The sequence below is a fragment of the Chryseobacterium oryctis genome (assembly GCF_025971925.1).
Classification (GTDB): domain Bacteria; phylum Bacteroidota; class Bacteroidia; order Flavobacteriales; family Weeksellaceae; genus Chryseobacterium; species Chryseobacterium oryctis.
Genome location: NZ_JAPDHV010000001.1, coordinates 528,583 through 551,579, shown reverse-complemented (window position 1 = coordinate 551,579; position 22,997 = coordinate 528,583). Strand labels below are relative to the sequence as shown.

Annotated in this window: 21 protein-coding genes; 7 read left to right on the top strand and 14 right to left on the bottom strand. The window is 33.0% G+C overall.

What is annotated here, in order from left to right; all coding sequences use genetic code 11:
• Nucleotides 1-244 precede the first annotated feature (244 nt).
• The 3 genes from OH806_RS02620 to OH806_RS02610 are packed head-to-tail and all read left to right on the top strand — an operon-like array spanning nt 245 to nt 2,267.
• The gene (locus OH806_RS02620) at nt 245-553 is read left to right on the top strand and encodes a helix-turn-helix domain-containing protein (protein ID WP_264742120.1); all 309 of its coding nucleotides are present in this window, start codon (nt 245-247) and stop codon (nt 551-553) included.
• Nucleotides 550-1,383: a DNA-methyltransferase gene (locus OH806_RS02615; RefSeq protein WP_264742119.1), complete on the top strand. Its 834-nt coding sequence runs from the start codon at nt 550-552 to the stop codon at nt 1,381-1,383. The genes OH806_RS02620 and OH806_RS02615 overlap by 4 nt, the downstream gene beginning before the upstream one ends.
• The gene (locus OH806_RS02610; RefSeq protein WP_264742118.1) at nt 1,380-2,267 is read left to right on the top strand and encodes a DNA adenine methylase; all 888 of its coding nucleotides are present in this window, start codon (nt 1,380-1,382) and stop codon (nt 2,265-2,267) included. The genes OH806_RS02615 and OH806_RS02610 overlap by 4 nt, the downstream gene beginning before the upstream one ends.
• Here OH806_RS02610 and OH806_RS02605 read toward each other — a convergent pair.
• From OH806_RS02605 to OH806_RS02570, 8 genes are all read right to left on the bottom strand, one after another.
• Nucleotides 2,184-4,169, bottom strand: a complete 1,986-nt coding sequence (locus OH806_RS02605; protein ID WP_264742117.1) for a hypothetical protein — start codon at nt 4,167-4,169, stop codon at nt 2,184-2,186. The two genes, OH806_RS02610 and OH806_RS02605, sit on opposite strands and share 84 nt — an antisense overlap.
• A gap of 311 nt (nt 4,170-4,480) precedes the next feature.
• Complete coding sequence (locus OH806_RS02600; protein ID WP_264742116.1) at nt 4,481-4,915, bottom strand: DUF5412 family protein; 435 nt, start codon at nt 4,913-4,915, stop codon at nt 4,481-4,483.
• A gap of 254 nt (nt 4,916-5,169) precedes the next feature.
• The gene (locus OH806_RS02595) at nt 5,170-5,751 is read right to left on the bottom strand and encodes a hypothetical protein (RefSeq protein WP_264742115.1); all 582 of its coding nucleotides are present in this window, start codon (nt 5,749-5,751) and stop codon (nt 5,170-5,172) included.
• Between the two features lie 250 nt (nt 5,752-6,001).
• Nucleotides 6,002-7,627, bottom strand: coding sequence for a chaperonin GroEL (gene groL / locus OH806_RS02590; RefSeq protein WP_264742114.1), 1,626 nt, complete (start codon nt 7,625-7,627; stop codon nt 6,002-6,004).
• A gap of 87 nt (nt 7,628-7,714) precedes the next feature.
• Nucleotides 7,715-7,993: a co-chaperone GroES gene (locus OH806_RS02585; RefSeq protein WP_039369684.1), complete on the bottom strand. Its 279-nt coding sequence runs from the start codon at nt 7,991-7,993 to the stop codon at nt 7,715-7,717.
• 146 nt (nt 7,994-8,139) lie between these two features.
• The gene (locus OH806_RS02580; RefSeq protein WP_264742113.1) at nt 8,140-9,030 is read right to left on the bottom strand and encodes a hypothetical protein; all 891 of its coding nucleotides are present in this window, start codon (nt 9,028-9,030) and stop codon (nt 8,140-8,142) included.
• Between the two features lie 48 nt (nt 9,031-9,078).
• Complete coding sequence (locus OH806_RS02575; RefSeq protein WP_264742112.1) at nt 9,079-11,457, bottom strand: M1 family metallopeptidase; 2,379 nt, start codon at nt 11,455-11,457, stop codon at nt 9,079-9,081.
• 65 nt (nt 11,458-11,522) lie between these two features.
• Entirely contained in the window at nt 11,523-12,101 is a 579-nt protein-coding gene (locus OH806_RS02570; protein WP_264742327.1) for a HupE/UreJ family protein, read from the bottom strand.
• A 75-nt stretch (nt 12,102-12,176) separates the two neighbouring features.
• Between OH806_RS02570 and OH806_RS02565 the strand changes: the two genes are divergently transcribed.
• Nucleotides 12,177-12,677: a DUF6702 family protein gene (locus OH806_RS02565; RefSeq protein WP_264742111.1), complete on the top strand. Its 501-nt coding sequence runs from the start codon at nt 12,177-12,179 to the stop codon at nt 12,675-12,677.
• Here the strand turns inward: OH806_RS02565 and OH806_RS02560 are convergent.
• The 5 genes from OH806_RS02560 to radA all read right to left on the bottom strand — a co-directional run bounded on the left by OH806_RS02560 (nt 12,674) and on the right by radA (nt 17,762).
• Complete coding sequence (locus tag OH806_RS02560; RefSeq protein ID WP_264742110.1) at nt 12,674-13,267, bottom strand: acyl carrier protein phosphodiesterase; 594 nt, start codon at nt 13,265-13,267, stop codon at nt 12,674-12,676. The genes OH806_RS02565 and OH806_RS02560 overlap by 4 nt on opposite strands.
• 83 nt (nt 13,268-13,350) lie before the next feature.
• Nucleotides 13,351-14,892, bottom strand: a complete 1,542-nt coding sequence (locus OH806_RS02555) for a zinc-dependent metalloprotease (protein ID WP_264742109.1) — start codon at nt 14,890-14,892, stop codon at nt 13,351-13,353.
• Nucleotides 14,893-15,033: 141 nt separating this feature from the next.
• On the bottom strand, nt 15,034-15,741 hold the full coding sequence (locus OH806_RS02550) for a VanW family protein (RefSeq protein WP_264742108.1): 708 nt from the start codon (nt 15,739-15,741) through the stop codon (nt 15,034-15,036).
• Nucleotides 15,738-16,406, bottom strand: a complete 669-nt coding sequence (locus tag OH806_RS02545; RefSeq protein ID WP_264742107.1) for a class I SAM-dependent DNA methyltransferase — start codon at nt 16,404-16,406, stop codon at nt 15,738-15,740. The genes OH806_RS02550 and OH806_RS02545 overlap by 4 nt, the downstream gene beginning before the upstream one ends.
• Before the next feature lie 3 nt (nt 16,407-16,409).
• Nucleotides 16,410-17,762 (bottom strand): DNA repair protein RadA, encoded by a 1,353-nt coding sequence (gene radA, locus OH806_RS02540; RefSeq protein WP_264742106.1) that lies wholly within the window; start codon nt 17,760-17,762, stop codon nt 16,410-16,412.
• A 126-nt stretch (nt 17,763-17,888) separates the two neighbouring features.
• Between radA and OH806_RS02535 the strand changes: the two genes are divergently transcribed.
• The 3 genes from OH806_RS02535 (at nt 17,889) to yidC (ending at nt 22,176) form a co-directional block, all read left to right on the top strand.
• Nucleotides 17,889-18,461, top strand: a complete 573-nt coding sequence (locus OH806_RS02535) for a YceI family protein (RefSeq protein WP_264742105.1) — start codon at nt 17,889-17,891, stop codon at nt 18,459-18,461.
• A gap of 124 nt (nt 18,462-18,585) precedes the next feature.
• Complete coding sequence (locus OH806_RS02530) at nt 18,586-20,193, top strand: CTP synthase (RefSeq protein WP_264742104.1); 1,608 nt, start codon at nt 18,586-18,588, stop codon at nt 20,191-20,193.
• Between the two features lie 183 nt (nt 20,194-20,376).
• A complete protein-coding gene (gene yidC / locus OH806_RS02525; RefSeq protein ID WP_264742103.1) occupies nt 20,377-22,176 on the top strand; it encodes a membrane protein insertase YidC in 1,800 nt (599 codons plus the stop codon).
• 111 nt (nt 22,177-22,287) lie between these two features.
• On the opposite strand, the gene OH806_RS02520 is transcribed toward yidC, so the two are convergent.
• Entirely contained in the window at nt 22,288-22,872 is a 585-nt protein-coding gene (locus OH806_RS02520) for a ribonuclease HII (protein ID WP_264742102.1), read from the bottom strand.
• Between the last annotated feature and the right edge of the window lie 125 nt (nt 22,873-22,997).

Below are 22,997 nucleotides of genomic sequence, written 5' to 3'. Positions count from 1 at the left end.
TGAGTTAAATTTAAAAATAAAAAACGAATAAAATTCGTTTTTGGCGGAATAAATGCACAAACTTTCAACTTAGCCATTCAGCCCCGCTTTTGGCAATACCATGTTATCGGTCGTTCTTCTTTCGGTCGTTGAGTTTATTGCTTTTTGTCGTGATTACTGTTAATAACTTTTTTGTAATTTTTCTTTGTCAGTTCAGAATATTTGTTTATTTTTGTCAAATCTTGACAAGTCGTAAATTTGCAAAATGAAAATCTTAAACTCCGAATTAGGTCAATATTTAAGGGAACTCCGAAAGGGTAAAGGTCAAACCTTGCATCAAGTTTCAGTTGGAACAGATATTGACTCGCCTTTGTTGAGCAAGTTGGAAAGAGGCGAAAGATTACCAACAGCCGAACAAATAAAAAAGTTAGCCAAGCATTACAAAGTTGCTGAAACTGATTTGAAAATTAAAGCAACTGCTGAAAGAATTATTAAAGAATACGGAGTAAATGACACAACTTATGAGGCTGTCAATTTAGTAATGGAGCAAATAACACCATATATTAAGAAATGAAAAAACTGATTACAGATAATTTTGAGTTGCATTTGGAAGATGCTATACAAGGCTTGTCGGCTTTGCCTGAAAACTCTTTTGATTTGGCAATTTGTGACCCTCCGTATGGTGCGGCAACTTCTGCCAAATGGAACTATGAAAGTGATAAAAAAATAAATGGTTTTGGTGGAAATTGGAAATTGAACAATGAAGAATGGGATTTGCTTACAGGAAACGATATTTTTAAAAGCACTCATCAATGGCTTACACAATTAAAAAGATTAGTAAAGCCAACAGGTTCAATTTGGATTCATGCAACTTATCACAATTCGGGTTTTGTGAATGTGCTTTGTCAATTATTAGGTTTAGAAATTATCAATGAAGTAACTTGGTATAAACGCAATGCGTTTCCGAATTTGTCGGCAAGACGATTAACGGCAAGTCATGAAACTATTTTGTGGGTTCATACAGGTGGTGAAAAGCAACGAAAATACAATTTCAATTATGATGATGTAAAACGAGCAAAGTTTGAAGGCGATAATATGAAAGAAGCTGATAAACAACTTAGAACCGTTTGGGATATTCCTAACAACAAAAGCAAAGATGAATTAAGTTTTGGAACGCACCCAACACAAAAACCGCTTAGAGTATCGGAAAGATTGTTGATGATTTCAGGAATTAAAGGTGGTAAATTGCTTGTTCCGTTTGCAGGTTCGGGAACAGAAATGATTGCAGGAATGAAATACGGAATGCAAGCTGTTGGATTTGAAACCAACGAAGAATATTTTGAACTTGCCAAAGAAAGATTGTTGTTTGAAGAAAGTAAAATTAAAAGCCAACTATTTGTATGATTATTAAACCCAAAAATATTGTTGAGCCTGTTATCAAATGGTCGGGAAGTAAAAGATATGTTGCTCCCGAGTTGAGTCGACACATTGCAAATCAAAAAAGATATATTGAGCCGTTTATTGGCGGTGGTGCAATGTTGCCTTTTCGTCAAATACCAAATGCAGTTGCAAGCGATATAATTCCCGAATTGGTAAAGCTATGGAATCAGATAAAAAACAATCCTGAACAAGTTGCAGAAGAATACAAAAATCGTTGGGAAAGATTGCAAGATGAAGGACACAATGTTTATTATGAAGTTCGCGATAATTTCAATAATACAAAGAATGAATTTGATTTTTTATTTCTCACACGAACTTGTGTAAACGGCTTGATACGTTACAATACAAACGGAGAATTTAATAATTCAATGCACAAAAACCGTCCTGGTATAAATCCAAATAGATTAAAAGAAGTTATTTTAAAATGGAGTCATTATATTCGTGATGTCGAATTTTTGAATTGCGATTATCGCCAAACTTTGGCAGATGCTGACAAAAACGATTTTGTATTTCTTGACCCGCCTTATGGTGGAACTAAAGACCGTTACACAAAAACAGAATTTAACCTTGACGATTTTTATGCCGAATTAGAACGATTAAATTCTGTTGGCGCAAAATGGATTTTAACTTTTGACGGAACTGCTGGAAATCGTGAATACGATTATCAGTTGCCAACAGAATTATACAAACATAAAACCGAAATTAAAACAGGAAATTCTCCTTTTACAAAATCAATGAAAACAAGTATTGATGCCATTTACGAATCAGTATATTTTAATTTTGAAACTTCCGTTGAATTGCGAAACAATATCAGTAAAAATGGAGTTCAAGAATTGGCTTTTGTCTGAAAGTAAAAGGTGTCCAATTGTTTCAGTTCCGTCATTTCTGAACTCGAAAGCAAGAATAAAATCTAATTTTCCCTCTTGCATTTCGTTTTTCATTTCTTCCAAACTTTTGTAAATAAATGAGCCACCTGAATAAGTAACAGCATTTGTCAGTGGAGATTTTTTACCTGTAAATGATTGCCAATCTTGTTTATTTGGCTTGTATGCAGTTGGTGGGATTTTGAATAATACATTCACATATTCAGTTAATCGCCAACCTATATTTTCATCTAAATCTTTTGCTTTGTTTTTTGATTCAATGACCAGAAATATTTCTTCTTTTGTGGTGTGAATTTGAATAATATGGTCGGGACGTTTTGCTTTTATTTCAGAAACTCTTGGTAACGAAGTCCAGCGATATTCTGTTTTATCAGAAAAGTCAAAATACGAAATTCCGCTCCAATCTCCACCGGGCGGATTGCACATTGATTCAAAAATATTTGAACTTAATTGTCTTGAAAATAATGTATGAATGGCTGTATCAACATCGTGTTCTCCATAGATTCCGCTTGGTTTGGCAGAACTGAATACAACCTTTACATTTTTTCGTTCTAAATTTCTGTTTACAATATTTGCCAAAACTCCATATTCAGAAGTTGCACTATCGGCTAAAACATAATTGCTCAAATTCAAAACAGCTTGCCAAAGTCCATTACTTGTTAGAAGTTTTGTAGGATTTTCGCTGAATGTTTTCCATGTTTGTTTTCCTGCGGGTCCAAAAACAATCGTTAAAATATCAATGTCATTACCAAATAACATTCTTGCAAGTGGTACAAGTCCTCTGTCTGGACGAGAGTCATCTCCTCTTGGTTTGAATCCTGTAATCCAAACAATGATTAAGGGTTTATTTTTCTTCTCAATTACGTTAGCCAAATCATCGACTTTATCTGCAGGATAAATTTCTTTTAGAAGTGAGGCAAACTTTTTTACATTACCATTCGCTACAAGACAAATCGGAATTTCTTTTGCGCCAATTGAAAGTAAATTAAGTTCCTGCGTTTTTTTCAAAAGTGTTTTGAATGTATCTGTAACTTTTACTTTGTCTGATGACTTTTTTCTCCAAATTTGTTTGTTCGGGTGGTTTTTAATCCATTCCGCTTTTTTCTGTCCTGATGAAATTTTTAAAAATTCTTCCCACTCCAATGCCCGAAATGTATCAACTCGTTTTCTGTCGTTCGAAAGGATTTTTACAAGTGTTGTTCCTTTCTCAATCAGAACGTCCATAGCTTTGGTTGTTTGACTTTGCTCAATAATTGATTTTAGCAAATTCAAACTTGCTTCCTTTCCGAAAATATGCGTAAACTTTTTGCGTAGTTCGTTAGTAATTGCAGGGTGTGGCTCGTAAATCGGAACACAAACTACATTTAAGGATTTGGAAGAAGTGATGTAAGAAAATGGCACAATCGGGTTTGGGAAACGAGGAGCTTTTACCTTTCTATCTCCGTCTAACTCAACTCCTCCGATTTCGGCAAAGTAGAAATACGGAATTCCGATTTCAGCACAAGTAACGGCTCTGCCGTTCCGCTGCCAAGCGTTATTCCCTGCTGGTAATGCGTTGCAAAATTCAATCGCGAGTAAAAGTTCTTCGGTTTTATTGTCTTTGGAAACTTTGGTAATGTATGCGTCAGTAGCTTCTCGTAATGGAGCACCGTACTTTGTAAGTTCTGTATTGAAATTCACATTCCAACGGTTGTGTCCTCCTAATAATTCAACTTCAAAAATTTCTTTGTTTTTGTTCAGAATAGAGTAGGACGGAACAATTATGTTTTTACTTTTCGCTACAACATTTGCGTTGTAAGCAAGTGCTATTAAGGATAATGCTCTTTCACTTTCAATTATGTTATCTCCGTGTATTCTAAGTTTCATTTAATTTATTGCGTATCATATAGATTTGAATATACAAATATAAACAAATGTTCGTCTGTTTTGTCTGTCTGTTGATGTTAGCACGGTCGCCCATAGAATGACCGATAACGGAAAAAGTATTGGCGAAGTGCGGGCTTAATTTGAACGAAAGTTCAAGTTCAGACCAATAGTAGCCAATATTTTTTCAATGGAACTAAGTTAATTAAAAATGTGGAATTGGAAAATATTGGCGGCTAAAAAAGTAGAGTAGTTCAACTTAGAATTTAAACCCGCATTTTGCCAATACAATGTTAGCTGTAGTCTCTTTCTGATTATTTATTTTGTTTGTACATAATAATAATTCCATTCATTTCTTTTTCATTTTTGAAAATTCTTGAGTTTTCAGCATATTCAATTTCAATCGTATCATTATTTTTCCATTTTGTATTTAATTCAATTATTTCTCCATTCATTTTTGCTTTGTGATGATCTGAATCTGCACTAAAAATATTCCCAATATCATTTTCTTTCAATTTGTAATCTACATCTACAATACTTATTTGTGTTGAAAAATCAGAAATTGCTCCACAATTCTGTGAGAATATAATTATTTTAGATTTTTTATCTGGAGAATATTCTGTTTTTATAAGTTTAGTTCCGCACATATCATTAAAATTAAAAGCAGAATAAATGATTGCAATAAATACGATAAAACCAAAAATTAATACGCCGAAAATTATTAGAATAATTTTTGAAAACTTGTTCATTTTTTATTGAGTAAATATTATACGGAATCTTATTTTTGAGATTACAGCTAACGGAAAAAGGCTTTGCGAAGTGCGGGAATTCGAAGAACTAAAAGTTCAAGAATTCGTAAACGAAGCAAATGCTTTTTCAGATTGTCTAAATTAAAGAAAAAAAACAATATGAAAAGCAGTTGCGGCTAAAATAAATTATAAGTCCAACATTGACTTTAACCCCGCATTTTGCAAAGCCTATGTTATACGACGTTTTTTTTATATTACTCTTTTAATAATTTCGCAAGTTTTTCAAAATCTCCATCTTGACCAAAATTTTCAGTATTTGAATCTGTTCCAACAATTCGGAATAATCGACAATCAAAACAAATTTTACATAAACCAATAATTTCTTTATCTTTTTTAAAAACTAATATATCTCTATAAACAGCAATACAAGCTGCTGCATAACTCTCATAAACAGTTTTTTCAGTAAAAATTTGTTTGATATCTTTAAATTTAGATTTATGAATTGATGATTTCGTAAATCCTATTTCAGTTAATTTGCTTATAAAACTTAAACTTTTCAAATTTGTTGGCTTTTCATCAAGAATAATTTCAAACTTTAACTTGTCATTTTTCGATTTATTTTGTGTATCTAATAAATCCATTGCTTTATCTTCAGAAATGTCAGTATGATAATATTCTATTTCATCAAATTCAAAAAAAGATTTCCCATATTTTGGAATAAATTTTTCTTCGAGGCTTTTGTTTTCTTTATTTAAAATTTCAGCACTTTTATTTTCAGTTTGTTTACAACTTAATAAAAATGATATAGTTAAAATAAAAATGAAAATATTCTTCATAGACGTGCTGTTGTAAAATGTCGTATAACGTCTAAATATACGCATTGCGTTAATATCAAACATATAAATATGCGTTTATTTAATTTTTATTTTATGTAAATTATTGTGATACAGTGATTTATTTTTAAATGTTTTTGGATAAACGCAATTATAATAATCAGAGATAAACAAAAAAGCTGTCTACAGAATAAAAAAAACCGCTCTGAAAATCAGAACGGTTAATATATTAAATTGTCTCAGCGACACGCTGTTACATCATTCCTGGCATTCCTCCACCCATTGGCATTGCAGGTTCGTCTTTTTTCACTTCAGTGATAACACATTCAGTTGTTAAAAGCATTCCTGAAACTGAAGCTGCATTCTCAAGGGCAACTCTTGTTACTTTAGTAGGGTCAATGATACCTGCTTCAAGCATGTTTACATACTCGTCAGTTTTAGCGTTGTATCCGAAGTCTCCGCTTCCTTCTGCAACTTTAGCAACGATTACAGAACCTTCACCTCCTGCATTAGCAACGATTTGTCTCAATGGCTCTTCGATAGCTCTTTTTACGATTTTGATACCTGTTGTTTCGTCAGCATTTGCACCGGATAGGTTTTCTAGAGAAGAAATAGCTCTTACTAAAGCAACTCCACCTCCTGCAACGATTCCTTCTTCAACAGCCGCTCTTGTAGCGTGAAGAGCATCGTCAACTCTGTCTTTTTTCTCCTTCATTTCAACTTCCGAAGCTGCACCTACGTAAAGAACTGCAACACCTCCGGCTAATTTAGCCAATCTTTCCTGAAGTTTTTCTTTGTCATAATCAGAAGTAGATGTTTCCATCTGAGCTTTGATTTGAGCAACTCTTCCTTTGATTTTGCTGTCATCACCACCTCCGTTTACGATAGTAGTATTGTCTTTATCGATAGATACTTTTTCAGCCGTTCCAAGCATATCTAAAGAAACATTATCCATTGTGAATCCTTGTTCCTCAGAAATTACAGTACCACCTGTAAGGATTGCGATATCTTCCAACATTGCTTTTCTTCTGTCTCCGAAACCTGGCGCTTTTACAGCAGCGATTTTAAGAGAACCTCTTAATTTGTTTACCACTAAAGTTGCCAAAGCTTCACCTTCAACTTCTTCAGAGATGATTAACAAAGATTTACCTCCTTGTGCAATTGGTTCAAGAACTGGAAGCAATTCTTTCATAGAAGAGATTTTTTTCTCCACTAAAAGAATGTATGGATTTTCAAGTTCAGCCAACATTTTTTCAGGGTTTGTCACGAAATATGGTGATTGATACCCTCTGTCAAACTGCATACCTTCTACCACATCTACAGTTGTATCAATACCTTTAGCTTCTTCTACTGTGATAACTCCTTCTTTACCAACTTTTCCGAAAGCCTCAGCGATTAATGCACCGATTGTTTCGTCGTTGTTAGCAGATACAGAAGCTACTTGCTTTACTTTATCTGTAGAATCCCCAACTGCTTGAGATTGAGATTTCAAGTTTTCAACAACTGCAGTTACTGCTTTGTCGATACCTCTTTTCAAATCCATTGGGTTTGCTCCTGCAGCTACGTTTTTAAGACCTTCTCTTACGATAGCCTGTGCCAAAACAGTAGCGGTAGTAGTCCCGTCTCCTGCAATATCATTGGTTTTGGAAGCAACTTCTTTTACCATTTGTGCTCCCATGTTTTCTACTTTGTCTTCAAGTTCGATTTCTTTTGCAACAGAAACCCCATCTTTAGTAACGTGAGGTGCACCGAAAGATTTTTCGATTACTACGTTTCTACCTTTTGGACCTAAAGTTACTTTTACTGCATTAGCCAATGCATCAACTCCTCTTTTTAGAGCGTCTCTTGATTCAATATCGAATTTTATTTCTTTTGCCATAATTTTTGATTTTTGTACAATGTAGAATTATAATGTACGACTGATTTAATGTTTAATTTTGAAAAAATATCCTGTACTTTTTACAAATTATCCAATGATTCCTAAAAGGTCTCCCTCTTTTACAATTAAATAATCTTTTCCTTCTAGTTTTAATTCAGAACCTGAATATTTTCCATAAAGAACTTTGTCACCCACTTTTACAGTTGTAGGTTCATCTTTTTTACCTGGACCTACTGCCACAACAGTACCTTCTTGCGGTTTTTCTTTTGCAGTGTCCGGAATAATAATACCTGATGCTGTTTTAGTTTCTGCAGCGATTGGTTCTACCAAAACTCTGTCTGCCAATGGTTTAAAGTTTACTGACATAATATATTTAATTTTTTAATTATTTCTGTCTTGAAATTCTCTAAATGTATGCCAAGGAGTCGATGCTGAAATTTTGTCAGATTTTTTAGCCGATCTCTAAAAAAATGGCAGAAAAAAAGTTCACTTTTGGTAAGTGAACTTAAAATTTATTGGCAAGAGCTGTCGTAATCCCTCAGTAATTTTTTATACATATTGATGTACAAATCTGTTTTGTATTTCATGTTTATTTTGGCGGCCGCTGCACCTTTTTTTCCTGCAATCTCTTCTTTTCTTGCTGCTTCATTGGCTTTTTTGTTCTCTTTAAATGTTTTGTTCGAAAAGTATTCGTTTTTTCTTGCTTCGTCTACTTTTGTCAAAAATTCAGGGCAGTCGGCACCTACAATCTCGTAGGCTTTATAAAATTTCTTGTACAAAGATTTCATATTAAATAAATCCAGCGGTGTAATCTTGTTGTAATCTACTGGTGCTACAGCAAATTTATCGTCAGGCTTACTCAAATAGATCATTACGTGCTGCAATTGGCAATCATCATTATTGGCATTGGAACCTGCTGCAAAATTATTTCCGAAATCAGCCTTACAAAACATACTTCTATAACCGTAAAGATTGATTTTTCCCTTTTCCATTAGTGGTAACATCAATACTCTTCCCTCAGGTTCAAGTTCCATATTGTTGTCGATCTCTTTCACAATACGTTTATCCAACTGGAATTTTTCCTGAGTGTCTTCATTTGTATAAATCAAGCTTTTAATATCCGAAACAGAGATAAGTTGTACTGTTGCATCAGATTTTAAAGATTTGAACTTCACTTCCTTTCTGTTTAAATTGGCGCTTTTTTCAGAACTCTTGGTCAAAAAGCTAAAGGTTGCGACATCGGGAAGCATAAAATCCTGAGCGAAGCCAGTTTTTGTAGTTCCGTCTTCCATGAGAATTTCGATAGGTAAAAAATCTCTTTTGCCTGTGTAAAATTGTAATGATTGTGCAAAATAAGATGATGCTGATGTAATAAGCAATAGTAAAGCTACAAATTTTTTCATGTAGGTTAATTAGTTTGTTTTGTGATTAAATTGATTCTGAACATTAATTTAGTTTTTCTTTCCTGCTGCTTGCATCGGGTTTACTTGTCCGTTTGAAGATCCTCTTACAGCTCCTTCCTGTTTTTGTTTAAATACTTTGAATTTAGAATTCTCATTACTTGCTCCGTCATTACTCCAGAAATTGTTGGAAGTATCAATATCTGCCGTTTCTCTCATTGGATCAAGCTGAATTGACTTTAATTTTTTGTCAAAATAAAATGTTTTTGAAACTTTTTGTTCGTTATGTCTCCAGATTTGGGCAGAAGATTTATCACGAAGCTTTGTGCCATCTTCAAACGTGAATTCAAGAATGATTGGCATTACCAAACCTCCTTTATTGGTGAAATCGATTTGATACGCAGTAATGTCTTTGAATTTATCTTTACTTTTTGAGTCTAAAGATTCTTTATCATCTATTTTAAAAGAATAAACTTTATTGGTGTCAACTTTTTCCTGCCCTCTGTCATAACGATAATAGAAATCCTGAAGGTCTTTATCTTTGTCTACAACGAAAGCGATGTTTTTATCTTCTTTGTTTCTTATTTTTGAAATGTCTTCAAACTCATTTTGAATAGGTTTTTCAACAGTATATTTTATTTCATTTGGAGTTGGAACTGCATTTAGATCCGGAGTTGCAATTGTTACTTTGTCAATAGCTATATCTACAGGGTCTGTTCCGTAGAACCAACCTCTCCAAAACCAGTCTAGATCTTCGCCACTTGCGTCTTCCATTGTTCTGAAAAAGTCTGCAGGTTCTGGATGTTTGAAAGCCCATCTTTTAGAATATGTTTTAAAAGCTTTATCAAAAAGTTCTCTTCCCATAATGGTTTCACGAAGAATATTAAGACCTGTTGCAGGTTTTGCATAAGCATTTGGACCAAACTGATTGATGTTTTCAGAATTTGTCATGATAGGTTCCAGCTGATCTTTTGGAAGTTTCATATAATCCACAATCGTCCAGGCCGGACCTCTTTTTGATGGGAATTTGTTATCCCATTTTTCTTCTGTAAGATATTCTACAAATGTATTAAGACCTTCATCCATCCAGCTCCATTGTCTTTCATCCGAATTAATAATCATCGGGAAGAAGTTATGACCAACTTCGTGAATAATTACTCCTAGCATTCCGTTTTTGATACCTTCAGAATAAGTTCCGTCTTTTTCTGTTCTTCCGTAGTTGAAACAAATCATAGGGTATTCCATCCCGTTTGCTGCTTCTACAGACTGCGCAACAGGGTACGGATAAGGAACTGTAAATTCTGAATAGGTTTTAATAGTATGAGCAACAGCTTTTGTAGAATATTTTCTGTATAATCCGTAAGCTTCTTTTGAATAGAAACTCATTGCCATTACTTTATTATTATTTTCAGGGATGGTTACGCGCATTCCGTCCCAGACAAATTTTCTTGAAGAAGTCCAAGCAAAATCTCTTACATCATTAGCTTGGAAAACCCATGTTTTTCTCTGTTTAGAATGATTTTTCTCTGCTTTTTTAGCTTCATCAAGAGTTACAATTTCAATTGGTTCATTTGCATTTTCTGCTTTTCTGTATCTGGCTAATTGTTCTGAAGTCAAAACTTGCTCATAGTTTTTACATTCACCTGTTCCACCAACAACATGGTCAGCCGGAACGTTGATTGACACTTTAAAATTTCCGAATGGCAAAGCAAATTCTCCTCTTCCTGTAAACTGATGATTTTGCCATCCTTGAAAATCACTGTAAACACACATTCTAGGGTACCATTGAGCCATTGTGTACAAATCATTTCCATCTTCCGGGAAGTTTTCATAACCTCCACGACCTCCTTTCTCTATTCTGTTTGGTATGTTGTAGTTCCAATCTACTTTAAAGATGAATTTTTCTCCTTTCTTTAAAACTTTTGGTAAATCAATACGCATCATGGTTTTGTTTACCGTATATTTTAATGGATTTCCTGAAGCATCGGTTACTTTTTCAAGATTTACACCATAGCCATTATCTTTTGCAGGGAGTTCTGTTACTTTTAAATTTTGATCCGTAGTGCTTTTCGGAAGGGTAGAAGAGAACTGGTAATCCGCATTTTTTACATTTGATTGCTGGTTTTCATCTAATTGTAACCAGATGTAATCTAATTCATCAGGTGAATTATTATAATAAGTAACTGTTTCCGAACCTTTCAGATTTCTTTTATCCTCATCTAAATAAGCGGTAATATCATAATCTGCTCTGTTTTGCCAATATCCTTGTCCCGGAGCTCCTGAAGCTGTTCTGTAAATATTGGGAGTAGGAAGAATAGTTCCCAGCTGTTCAAATTTGTTTCCGTGATTACTTCCTGGATTATTTTGAATATTTTGTGCAGAAATACCTGTATATAATAAAACTGAAAGTGCAGTTACTTTTAATTTCATACCAAATCTTTTTAAGAATTATCAAATATAATAATAAGTAGTTGAAAAGTTGAAAATGTTTCAACCTAGAAAGGAATTCTTTCCAAAGTCATTTTTAAGGATAATGCAAAAACTCCTGAAGAAACAAATAATACCCAATCTTTTTTATTTACTTTAAAAATATTCAGCAAAACAAAAAGAAGGATTAATATTGCGATAACAATAACTATCTGCCCCAATTCCAGACCGATATTGAAGCCTAAAAGAGGAACCGCGATACTCTGGCTTTTGGCAATCATCACTCTTGCTGTGTTGGCAAATCCCATTCCGTGGATTAATCCGAAAATTAAAGCGAGATAATAATTTGCCCGCATCAAAGTCTGCTTCTTATTTTTCATTAAAATATTATCCAATGAGGTAAGAACGATCGTTAAAGGAATCAGAAATTCTACCCAAGCTGAATTTATTCTGACAATATCTAAAATGCTTAAAGCTAAAGTAATCGAGTGACCAATAGTAAATGCGGTAACTAAAATCAGAATTTTTTTCCAATCACTGTAAGAATAAACTGCAATTAAAGCTAAAACAAAAAGCTGATGGTCGAGCGCATCTAATGATATGATATGTTCCCAACCCAGGTTTAAATAAAATAGAAAATCTTGCATCATAATAGTAAAAATATAAGGCTTACGAAAATAATGATTAATTTCGGAACAAATTTCAAATACGATATTAAGATTATGAAGAATTTATGGTTGTTTCTGCTATCTGCTTTTTTCTTTTTTTCTTTTACGAAAATAAAGCATCCTTATCATGTGGGTTCTGTAGAGGTTAATTATAATTCAACGTCAAAAACTTTTGAAATTACCGGGAGATTCTTTTTGGATGATCTTGAGAATGCTTTAAATAAGAAATATTCGAAATCTCTTCATTTCAGTGATGTAAAGTATAAAGCGCAATTAAATGATGCGTTAAAAAATTATAGTGCAGAATATTTTAAATTAAAAACGAATAATAACTTCTTGAAAATTAATTATATTGGTTATGAGGAAGATAGTGAGTCTGTAAATATCTTTTTAGAATCTGAAATAGTTAATAATCCTAAAAAAGTGGAAGCGGCTGTTAGTTTTTTATACAATTTATTTGATGACCAAATAAATATTGTACATATCATCGTAAACGGGCAAAGAAAAAGTGAAAAACTAACTTATCCCAATCGCTATTTGTACCAACAATATTAATTTTCTAGCTGTAGAAGAATGTTTATTCCTTTCGTGTGTTCTAAAAGGTCCGGAAAAAAATCATCATAACATTTTTGAAGAAAGTCTTTATTTTGCAAAAACGCTTCAAAAACAGGAATCTCTTTTTCTAAATATTTTGCCTTGTTCAAAACGTTTTTCATGCTAAATTGTATTCCCCAATCTTCACGATAATTGTATAACCAGTCATCTTCTTCCATTTTTTTTAGCATGATTTTAAAATTTTCTGGAAACCATTTTTTATTTTCATTTAAGACTTTGTAGACATGAAGAGAATGAGCTTTCCAACTTTCTGAAGAATTTAAAGAAAAATCATTGGCAACGAAATAATCCATCGCAACATCTACAAAAGCTCCTGCATATAATCTTACCAGAGGAGCAAAAACTTTTTTCGCTTCATGAATTGCGGGATGAGAGTCGGTAAAAGTATCAATAGCTCTGTGTAAAGTAATACCGTCCTGAATATCTTTCGGGAAAGAAAAGCGGTCTTTGTTTCGTATAAAATCTTCCAAAAATTGCCCGACAATTTGTCCGTCGGTGAAAGTAAGGAAAGAATGAGCCAGATAATTCATATTGCAAGATAAAAATATAATTAAAAATCCCCTGAATAAAATTGAAATATTCAGAGGATTTAACTTTTAATTTTTATTGAATATTATTCAACTATAAATTTCTTGTTTCCGACTAACGTACCCTTTTCATCATGGATATTCACAAAATATACTCCAGAGCTTAAACTTCTTATGTTGATTGTTTTATCTGAAGTTGTGATAATATTTTGCCCTATTGAATTGATTATTTTGAATGAATATTTTTTATCATCAATAGTTGTAATCGTGATTGTTTCTTTTGCTGGGTTAGGGTATATGCTGAATTTTTTTGCTTCAGTAACAAGTTCAGAAGTTGATAAACCCGACGCTGTAGGCATGAAATTGGAGACTACACACGCAAATCGTGCAAAACCATAGGCTTCGTTAGACGGATTTGTATTTCCGATGGCTATTCCTGTAGGTTCTGAATTGTAATTTACATTAGGATTTGACCAACGATTAATTCTTGTACAATTAAATCCTGTAGCTGCACATTCATCATTGTAAGCCATGATGGTTCTCCAGCGTTGTGAAGATGTGCTAGAAGTTCCCGAATTAATTGCAGTTCGGTTTGTATAGCCATGATGATGACTGCATGGTAAAGCACTTGTATTCACATACCAATCATGTTGTAATCCCATATTATGGCCTAATTCGTGTGCTAAAGAATAATTAGAAACCACACAATTGTATAGACCTACACAGAATCCGTTTGCTGCGCTATAATTGGTTGCATTGGTATTTAAATACCCTAAACCGCAGGTGTTGGTAGGCGTTCCTGTTACTAATGCCACAAGATCAGCTCCGTAAGTTGTTCTTAATGTATGAACATCATCCATATATCCATCATTATTGGTTCTCAATCTTGTTAGGTCAGTATTGATATTTCCTGGTTCAGTATAAGAGATTTCTCCTGCGTATATCAAATTAATAGTAACATTAGTAACTCCCGAATTCGTTAATGCAGTATTGAAATTAGTAATAGCCGTTGCTATAGAAGAGTTGCTTTGAGAAACTCCTCCCCAAGCTGTTCTTGCTGCTGAAGTGTAAACAACCATTACATCAATTCTTGAGGCTGGGCATACAGCCGTTGAGCTAAGGCATACATCAGAGTTTACTTTTGCATATCCGGAAAGAGAAGAATCTAGAATATAATCATCTTTAGAATCTTGGTCTAAAATCTTTTGGTCACTTACTAATGATAAAGCAAATATGTCGCCTTCTGTTTGATGAAACATTACTTTTTCACCGGAAAGCGGAGCATACATTCCCGTTACAATATTGTCATATTTAGATAAAACCAATTCGGAAAGAGGTTCGTTTTCTATGGAGTAAACATAAGATTCACTTTTATTTCCGTAGGTAAATTGTTTGTCAAATCTAGCAACGATTTCCTTTTGGTTAGGAAGTTTGATTTTTAAATCTGAATTCAGCTTAAAGTTGGGTTGAATGAAATATTGAGTTGTAATATAATTGGAAGCTAGTTCTTTAGTTATTTTTTGTTTAGAAGTTAAATTTCCTTCATTTACCTGATTCTGAAATACACTAATTTGTGCTGAGAAAAATTGTGCACAGAAAATAGCAACGATGACTAATTTTGTTTTCATAATTATTTAGTTAAAAGTTTTTAAGTATGTAAATCTATAAAATATTTCAATATAAAGTGAATTTTGTATTTTATGATTAATTTTTGTAAAAATACTTTGTTTTGTTGATTTTTTGAATTTTAATTATGCTTGTTGTTTAATTTATAGGCGAATATAGAAATTTTTATTTAAAAAAATCTCGTCTATATAAGTATCTACCCATACTCCGTTTTGAACTTCTGTATATTTAAAATAAATATTTTTTGAATCAATTAATTCATTAGAAATTATACTAAAATGAAGTTCATTATTGTTTACAAAACTTTTGAACTGAATGGGAAAAGGAAATGTATTTTGAATTTGTAAATCTTTATATCCATAAACAACCGTACAGTCGGAACCTAAAGGTGTAAAACGTTCAGTTTCTTTATAAATATCAATAGAATGAGGGTGTCTTTCAATGATTTTCACACCGGCTTGTAAACACAAATAGTAAATAATTGAAGAAAACTGGCAAATTCCGCCTCCTACATCACTGGATATAGTATTCTTTTTGAGATTTCTTCCTTCTTTAAAATTATTCTTTGTATTCGGTTTGTCAATAAGTTTCCAAAAAGAAAATACTTCTTGAGGCTGTATGATGAGGTTATTTATTTTTTGATTGACCACTTCCAGATTGTGAATTTTATTCTCAAAAAAAGCTCCATTTCTTATAGGTTGGGAAATTTTTAAACTAAATTCTCCTATGTTTTCAGATTGATAATTTTTAGGGTACTGATGATTGTTTTTTAGTTCATGAAGATATCTTTGCAATAGTTTAACTTGCAATTTCCATTGATAAGGTAGGACTTCTTTGAACTTTTTTATCATATTTTTTCTAAAATAATAACCTGATATGATGCCCAATTTTTAAGAAAGGTTTTACAAAGTGCAATATCGATAGGCAAAAAGAATTTTCTCATACTTTTCGGGATTCTGTGGATAGGGAAGAGTAAAATGCCGGTTTTGTTTTTTATTTTCCATTTATTTTCCAAAATATTAGAAATTTCGTCGGAGGTAAAGCTGTTACCAGCATGCCAATCTTCTTGTGGAGAAACTACGGTTCTTCTTGATTTTGTAGGGTAATCAAAAATTAAAGTTCCGTTTTTATCTAATTTTCGATAACACTCATTTAAAAATAATCTTGTTTCTTCTTTATTTTGATGCATAATGACATGAAAACAAAAAATACAGTCAAAATTTATATCAAATGGAATTTCTGAAATCTCGCCTTTAGCTAAAATTTTATCAGGATGTTTTTCTTGAGCAACTTCCAGCATTTTTTCACTAAAATCAGCGCCGTGGGTCGCAAAATTGAGAAGTCTGCCTGTTCCGCAACCTAAATCTAAAATTCTTGAATATTTTTTAATCTTAAAAAAAGAAGTCAAAAAAATTCTTTCTTGTTGGTCAATATATTTTCCATACGAATTTCCGAAGCGGTTTTCATCATAGGATTTTGCAAGTTTGTTATAATATTCAAGGATATTGGTTTTCATCATCTAAAAAAGTCTTTCATGAAAGTCCTCTATTTTGCTTACTTCTTCTATTTTAATTCCAAATTTTCTTTTCGGGATTTTATTCAGATTAGATACGAAAATCTTTTCGTATCCTAGCTTTTCAGCTTCTGTAATTCTCTGCTCTATCTGTGCAACAGGCCTGATTTCTCCGCTTAATCCAATTTCACCTGCAAAACAATAATGTTCGGAAATGGCAATGTCTTCATTGGAAGAAAGCACAGACGCAATAACTGCCAAATCTAAAGCAGGATCATCGGTTTTTATACCTCCTGTAATATTCAAAAATACATCTTTTGCTCCTAGTTGAAAGCCTGCTCTTTTTTCCAAAACAGCCAAAAGCATATTGAGTCTTTTAGAATCAAAGCCCGTTGAACTTCTTTGCGGTGTTCCGTATACAGCGGTACTTACCAAAGCCTGAATTTCCAGAAGCATTGGTCGGTTTCCTTCCAGCGTTACAGCAATTGAGTTTCCGGAAAGTTCTTCAAATTTTTTAGTAATTAAAATTTCCGAAGGGTTTTTTATTTCTTTTAAACCTTGGGAAATCATTTCATAAATCCCGATTTCGGAAGTAGAGCCAAAACGGTTTTTATTCGCTCTTAATAATCTAAAAAGATGGTTTCGGTCGCCATCAAAATTCAGAACAACATCTACCATGTGTTCCAAAACTTTCGGACCGGCAATTTGTCCGTCTTTTGTAATATGTCCTACTAAAAAAACAGGAACGTTATTTTCTTTAGCATATTTAATAATTTCGTTAGAACATTCTCTGATTTGAGAAACGGTTCCTGGTGAACTTTCAATAAGTTGTGACTGCAATGTCTGAATAGAATCGATAATCACAAAATCGGGTTCTAGTTTCTTGGCTTCATGAAGAATTTTTTCCAAGGAAGTTTCTGTAAACAGAAAACAGTTAGGATTTTGAATGTCAGTTAATCTGTCTGCTCTCATTTTAATTTGAGAAGCACTTTCCTCCCCCGAAACGTAGAAGATTTTTTTCTTCATTTTCAATGCTAATTGAAGTAAAAGGGTAGATTTTCCGATTCCTGGTTCACCTCCAATAAGCGTAACAGAGCCTAAAACGATTCCACCTCCTAAAACTCGATTCAGCTCTTCTGAAGGAGTTTTTATTCTTGGCTCTTCACTGGTTTCAACCTCGATAATATTAATAACGTGTTGCTTAGATTTAGAAAAAGGAGGCGTTTTATGAGATGCTGTTTTCTCTACAACTTCTTCTACTAAAGTATTCCATTCTCCGCAATTTTTACATTGCCCCATCCATTGAGGGTACTGTGTTCCACAGTTTTGACAGAAATATGCTGTTTTTAATTTTGCCATGATGTAAAATTATGAAAAACTTAGCACAAAGAAACTTTCATATTTGTATGAAAGATAACATAGATCAATACAAAGTTTTGATAATTAACATACTTTTGTTTGAAATTAATTTTAAAATAATATACAATGAAAAAGGTATTTTTAACTTTTGTTTTTGCTTTATTGAGTATTACAGTCTTTGCACAGACAGCTTGGGCAGTAGATCCGATGCATTCTTCTGTGAATTTCACGATTAAACATATGGGCATAAGTTTTGTACAGGGAAGATTTGACTCTTTTGAAGGAAGAGTAATAACTAAAGGAGATGGGCTTGATGACGCAACTTTTGAGTTTATGACCAATATAAATTCAATCAACACCGGAGTTGAAATGAGAGACAAGCATTTGAAAAGTCCAGATTTTTTTGATGTTGAAAAGTATCCTCAAATGAGATTCGAAAGCATTGCCATCACTAAAGATAAAGCTAAAAATACTTATATTTTGAAAGGAAAATTAAACATCAAAGATGTTATAAAAGAAATCAGTGTTCCTGTAACTTTTGGCGGGATTACTAAAAACCAACAAGGAAAAGAAGTTTTAGGCTTTCAGACAACTTTTAAAGTGAATCGTTTAGATTATAATATTAAATATGATCCAACAGGAGCGGGAGTTGGTAAGGAGGTTGATGTTAACCTGTATTTTGAAATGATTAAGCAATAAATTTCAAATATAACTTGATTTAATGATGAGTCTTCAATTAATTTTGAAGACTTTTTTGTTTTTAAAATCGTAACAAAATTGCTTTGTATTTCTTTTTCCCCTAACTTTGCACAAACCTAATCTAATGAGTAAAAAGAATACAAAGTACATCTTTGTGACAGGAGGTGTAACTTCATCTTTGGGAAAGGGAATCGTTTCTGCTTCTCTGGGACTTCTACTAAAATCACGCGGCTTTAATGTAACGATCCAAAAACTAGATCCTTATATTAATATCGACCCAGGAACACTGAATCCTTATGAACATGGAGAGTGCTATGTAACTGAAGATGGTGCGGAGACGGATCTTGATTTAGGTCACTATGAGCGTTATCTGGATGCTCCAACTTCCCAAAACAACAACGTTACGACAGGAAAAATCTACCAGACTGTAATAGAAAAAGAAAGAAAAGGAGACTTTCTTGGAAAAACAGTTCAGGTAATTCCTCATATTACGAACGAAATCAAACGTAGAATTAAAATTTTATCTAAACAGAACTACGATATCATTATTACAGAGATCGGTGGAACTGTAGGAGATATTGAATCTTTGCCTTACATTGAAACTGTACGTCAGCTGAAGTGGGAATTGGGTGAAAATAATTCTATGGTTATTCACTTGACATTGTTGCCATATTTGGCTTCGAGTGGAGAATTAAAAACAAAACCATCTCAGCATTCTGTTCGTCAATTGATGGAAAGCGGAATCATGGCTGATGTATTGGTTTGCAGAACAGAACATAAAATTCCGAAAGATCAGAGAGCAAAATTGGCTCAGTTCTGTAATGTTCCTTTGGATAATGTGATTGAATGTAAAGATTTGGATACAATTTATGAAGTTCCGATGTACCTTCAAAAACAGAACTTTGATGATGTAGTTCTGAAAGAACTGGATTTGAAAAGTGATAAAGAAGCTGATCTTAAAAACTGGAAAAATTTCCTTAAGAAATTCCAGAATCCTAAAAAGTCTATTGAAATTGCGCTAGTCGGAAAATATGTGTCTCTTCAGGATTCCTATATTTCAATTGCTGAAGCTTTTAAACATGCAGGAGCCGATTTAGAGACTGAGGTAAAAGTAAGATGGGTATACAGTGGAGATATAACTGCTGAAAATATTAAAGATACATTAAAAGATATCGATGGGATTCTTGTCGCTCCAGGTTTCGGAGATAGAGGTATTGAAGGTAAAATTCTTACGGCACAATTTGCCAGAGAAAATAAAATTCCGATGCTGGGTATTTGTTTAGGAATGCAGATTATGACAATTGAATTTGCAAGAAATGTTTTAGGACATGCAAAAGCAAACTCAATGGAATTTGATACAGCAACTCCGGATCCAGTAATTTCATTAATGGAAGAGCAGAAAAATGTAGTAGATAAAGGAGGTACAATGCGTCTTGGAGCATGGAAATGTGCTTTGAAAAACGGTTCTAAACTTGCTGAAATCTACGGAAGCAAAAATATTTCTGAAAGACACCGTCACAGATATGAATTTAATAGTGATTATTTGGCTGATTTTGAGAAAAACGGTTTCCTAGCAACAGGTACGAATCCTGAAACAGGACTAGTGGAAGCATTAGAAATGCCAGGACACCCTTTCTATGTTGGAGTACAGTATCACCCGGAATATAAGAGTACGGTTGCAACGCCGCATCCTCTATTCAGAGCTTTTATTAAGGCTTGTACACAGAAATAAGGTAATTTTTTAATTACAAACGTCATATATAAACTCAGGTTGATTATTATCAGCTTGAGTTTATTATATAAGTAATATATTATAGCATAGAGTTTTGATAAAAAAACAGTATTTTTGTCGACTCAAAATGTGTAGCGTTTTGCTATACAAATTTTAAATGTAAAATTTTTTAATAAAGATAAAATGCAACAGAACAACGGACTGGATAAAAGCCAAATGATAAGTTTTGCGGTTTTGTGTTTGGTTCTTTTTGGTTTCATGTTTTATTTCCAAAACAAGCAATCAAAAGAAGAAGAATTGAAAGCACAGCAACAAAAAACTGAAAAGGTACAGAATGCTGTAAAACAAACTCAGGTTAGCAATATCAATCCCAATGTAACTCCTAACGCAATTCAGACTGCGAATCTTTCAAATAAAGAATTGAAAGTAGAGTTCTCAAGTTTAGGAGGGCAGGTTTCTAAAATAGAGCTTTCGGAATATAAAGCCTACGACCAAAAAACAGACAAAGCTGATCTTCCGCTTTATTTAATCAATAAAAATAATTCAAATTACGGTTTTCAGTTTAAAGATAAAACTGGAAAAGTAATCAATACCAAAGATTTAGTATTTACACCGACTGTAAATGGAAACACTGTAACAATGACGGCTAATTATAACGGTGCTGTTATTCAGTTTATTTATACGTTACTTCCAAAATATACATTAGATTTTAAAGTAAGAACTCAAGGTCTAGCTCAGTTAACGTCTGATAGTAAGGCAGATTTTATTTGGGATTACAGTGTAAGAAATCTTGAAAAAGGTAGAACTCAGGAGCAGTCTCATTCAGAATTTTCGTACGCTTTCAATAATTATAAAGATTATGATTATGATGGAAGAACGACAATGGAAGAAGAAAAGGAAACTCTTAACTGGATTGGTGTAAAGCAACAGTTCTTCGCTTCTGTGATTGAAGCTAAAAACGGATTTACCCAGAGTAAAGGATATCAGGATACTGTTGAAGAGGGAGAGTATTTGAAAAAGCTGAATTATGAAGGTTTTGTTCAAATGACGGGGGGCGAATTGAATCAGGATTTCACTTGGTATTTTATGCCATTAGATTTATCGTTGTTAAAATCTTATGATAAAAATTTTGATGAAATTTTACCTTTAGGTTGGTCTTTCATCGGATGGATGAACCGTGGATTCTTTATTCCTATGTATAATATCATTGCAGAATGGGGACTTACTGCAGGTTGGGTGATTTTCTTAATGACTATCATTGTGAAGCTTATTTTGTCACCAATTATGTATAAACAACATAAATTGAGTGCAATGATGAAAGTTATCCGTCCTGAAATTGATGAGGTGAATGCCAAATTGAAGGATGCAGATCCTATGAAAAAGCAACAGGCTACTATGGAAATTTATAGAAAAGCTGGAGTAAATCAAATGGCGGGATGTTTGCCAGCGTTGGTGCAGATTCCTATTTTCTATGCATTGTTCCGTTTCTTCCCAAATTTTATTGATTTGAGAGGGCAGGGCTTTTGGTTTGCTAAAGATTTAACGGCGTATGACGATTTGATAAAATTACCATTTAATATTCCTTTCTTGGGCGATCACTTAAGTATTTTTGCAATTGCTTGTACAGTAGTAATTTTGATTTATACAGTAATGACTTCAGGAAATATGCAACAACCTCAACAGGAAGGAATGCCAAATATGAAGGTTTTGATGTATATCTTCCCAATTACATTCCTGTTCTTCTTGAATACTTCTGCATCTGGTCTTTCTTGGTACTATTTCGTATCAAACGCAATTAATATCTTGATTATCCTTGTTATCAAATATTTGATCTTAGATGAAAAGAAAATCCATGCACAGATTCAGGCTAATAAAGAGAAGCCTAAAGCTGAAGGGAAGTTCCAAAGACGAATGAGAGAGATGATGGAAAAAGCTCAGGAACAACAAAAAATGGCAGAACAACAGAGAAATAAAAAGAAATAAACTAATTATAACAGAAAGAGAAACAAATTATTGTTTCTCTTTTTTATTTAGATGTAATTTAAATTTTCTTTTACTGAATTAATAAAATGTTAAAAATCAATTGGTGTTTTTTTAATCATATTTTAATCTGAAAGATTGACGGTGATATTTTGTAGGGCCGTATTTTATTAAGGCTTCCTGATGTTTTTTTGTTGCATATCCAAAATTTGTATCCCAGCCATATTGTGGGAATTCTTCATGGAGTTCAATCATTAATTTATCTCTGTAATTCTTTGCTAAAATGGAAGCTGCTGCAATAGATAAAACTTTAGAATCTCCTTTGATAATGCATTGATGTGGGATGTAATTATAAGGGTGAAATTTATTTCCATCCACCAAAATAAGCTCTGGTCTTATTGTTAATTTATCTAAGGCCTGGTGCATCGCATGGATGCTTGCATTTAGTATATTGTGCTTGTCAATAAACTCTGGGGGAAGTTCTGCTATGGCAAAATCTTTTACATTATCCTTTATGTATTCATCCAGTCCTAGTCTTGTTTTAAAGTTTAATTTTTTGGAGTCATTAACTAAATTTTGCTTAAAATCATCATCTAAAATCACGGCTGCGGCTACTACTGGCCCGCTTAAGCACCCTCTTCCTACTTCGTCACATCCTGCTTCAGTATAATTTTCTGACCATTTTTTTAATAATTCCATAAAAATTAACAAATTTAATAATGTAAAAATAATGATTTTTGAAAAATTGGAATTAAAATAATATTTTTTTATGTTTTTGTTTTGTTTTATTAAGAAAGTTTCACAAATTTGTGAGTACAAAAAAA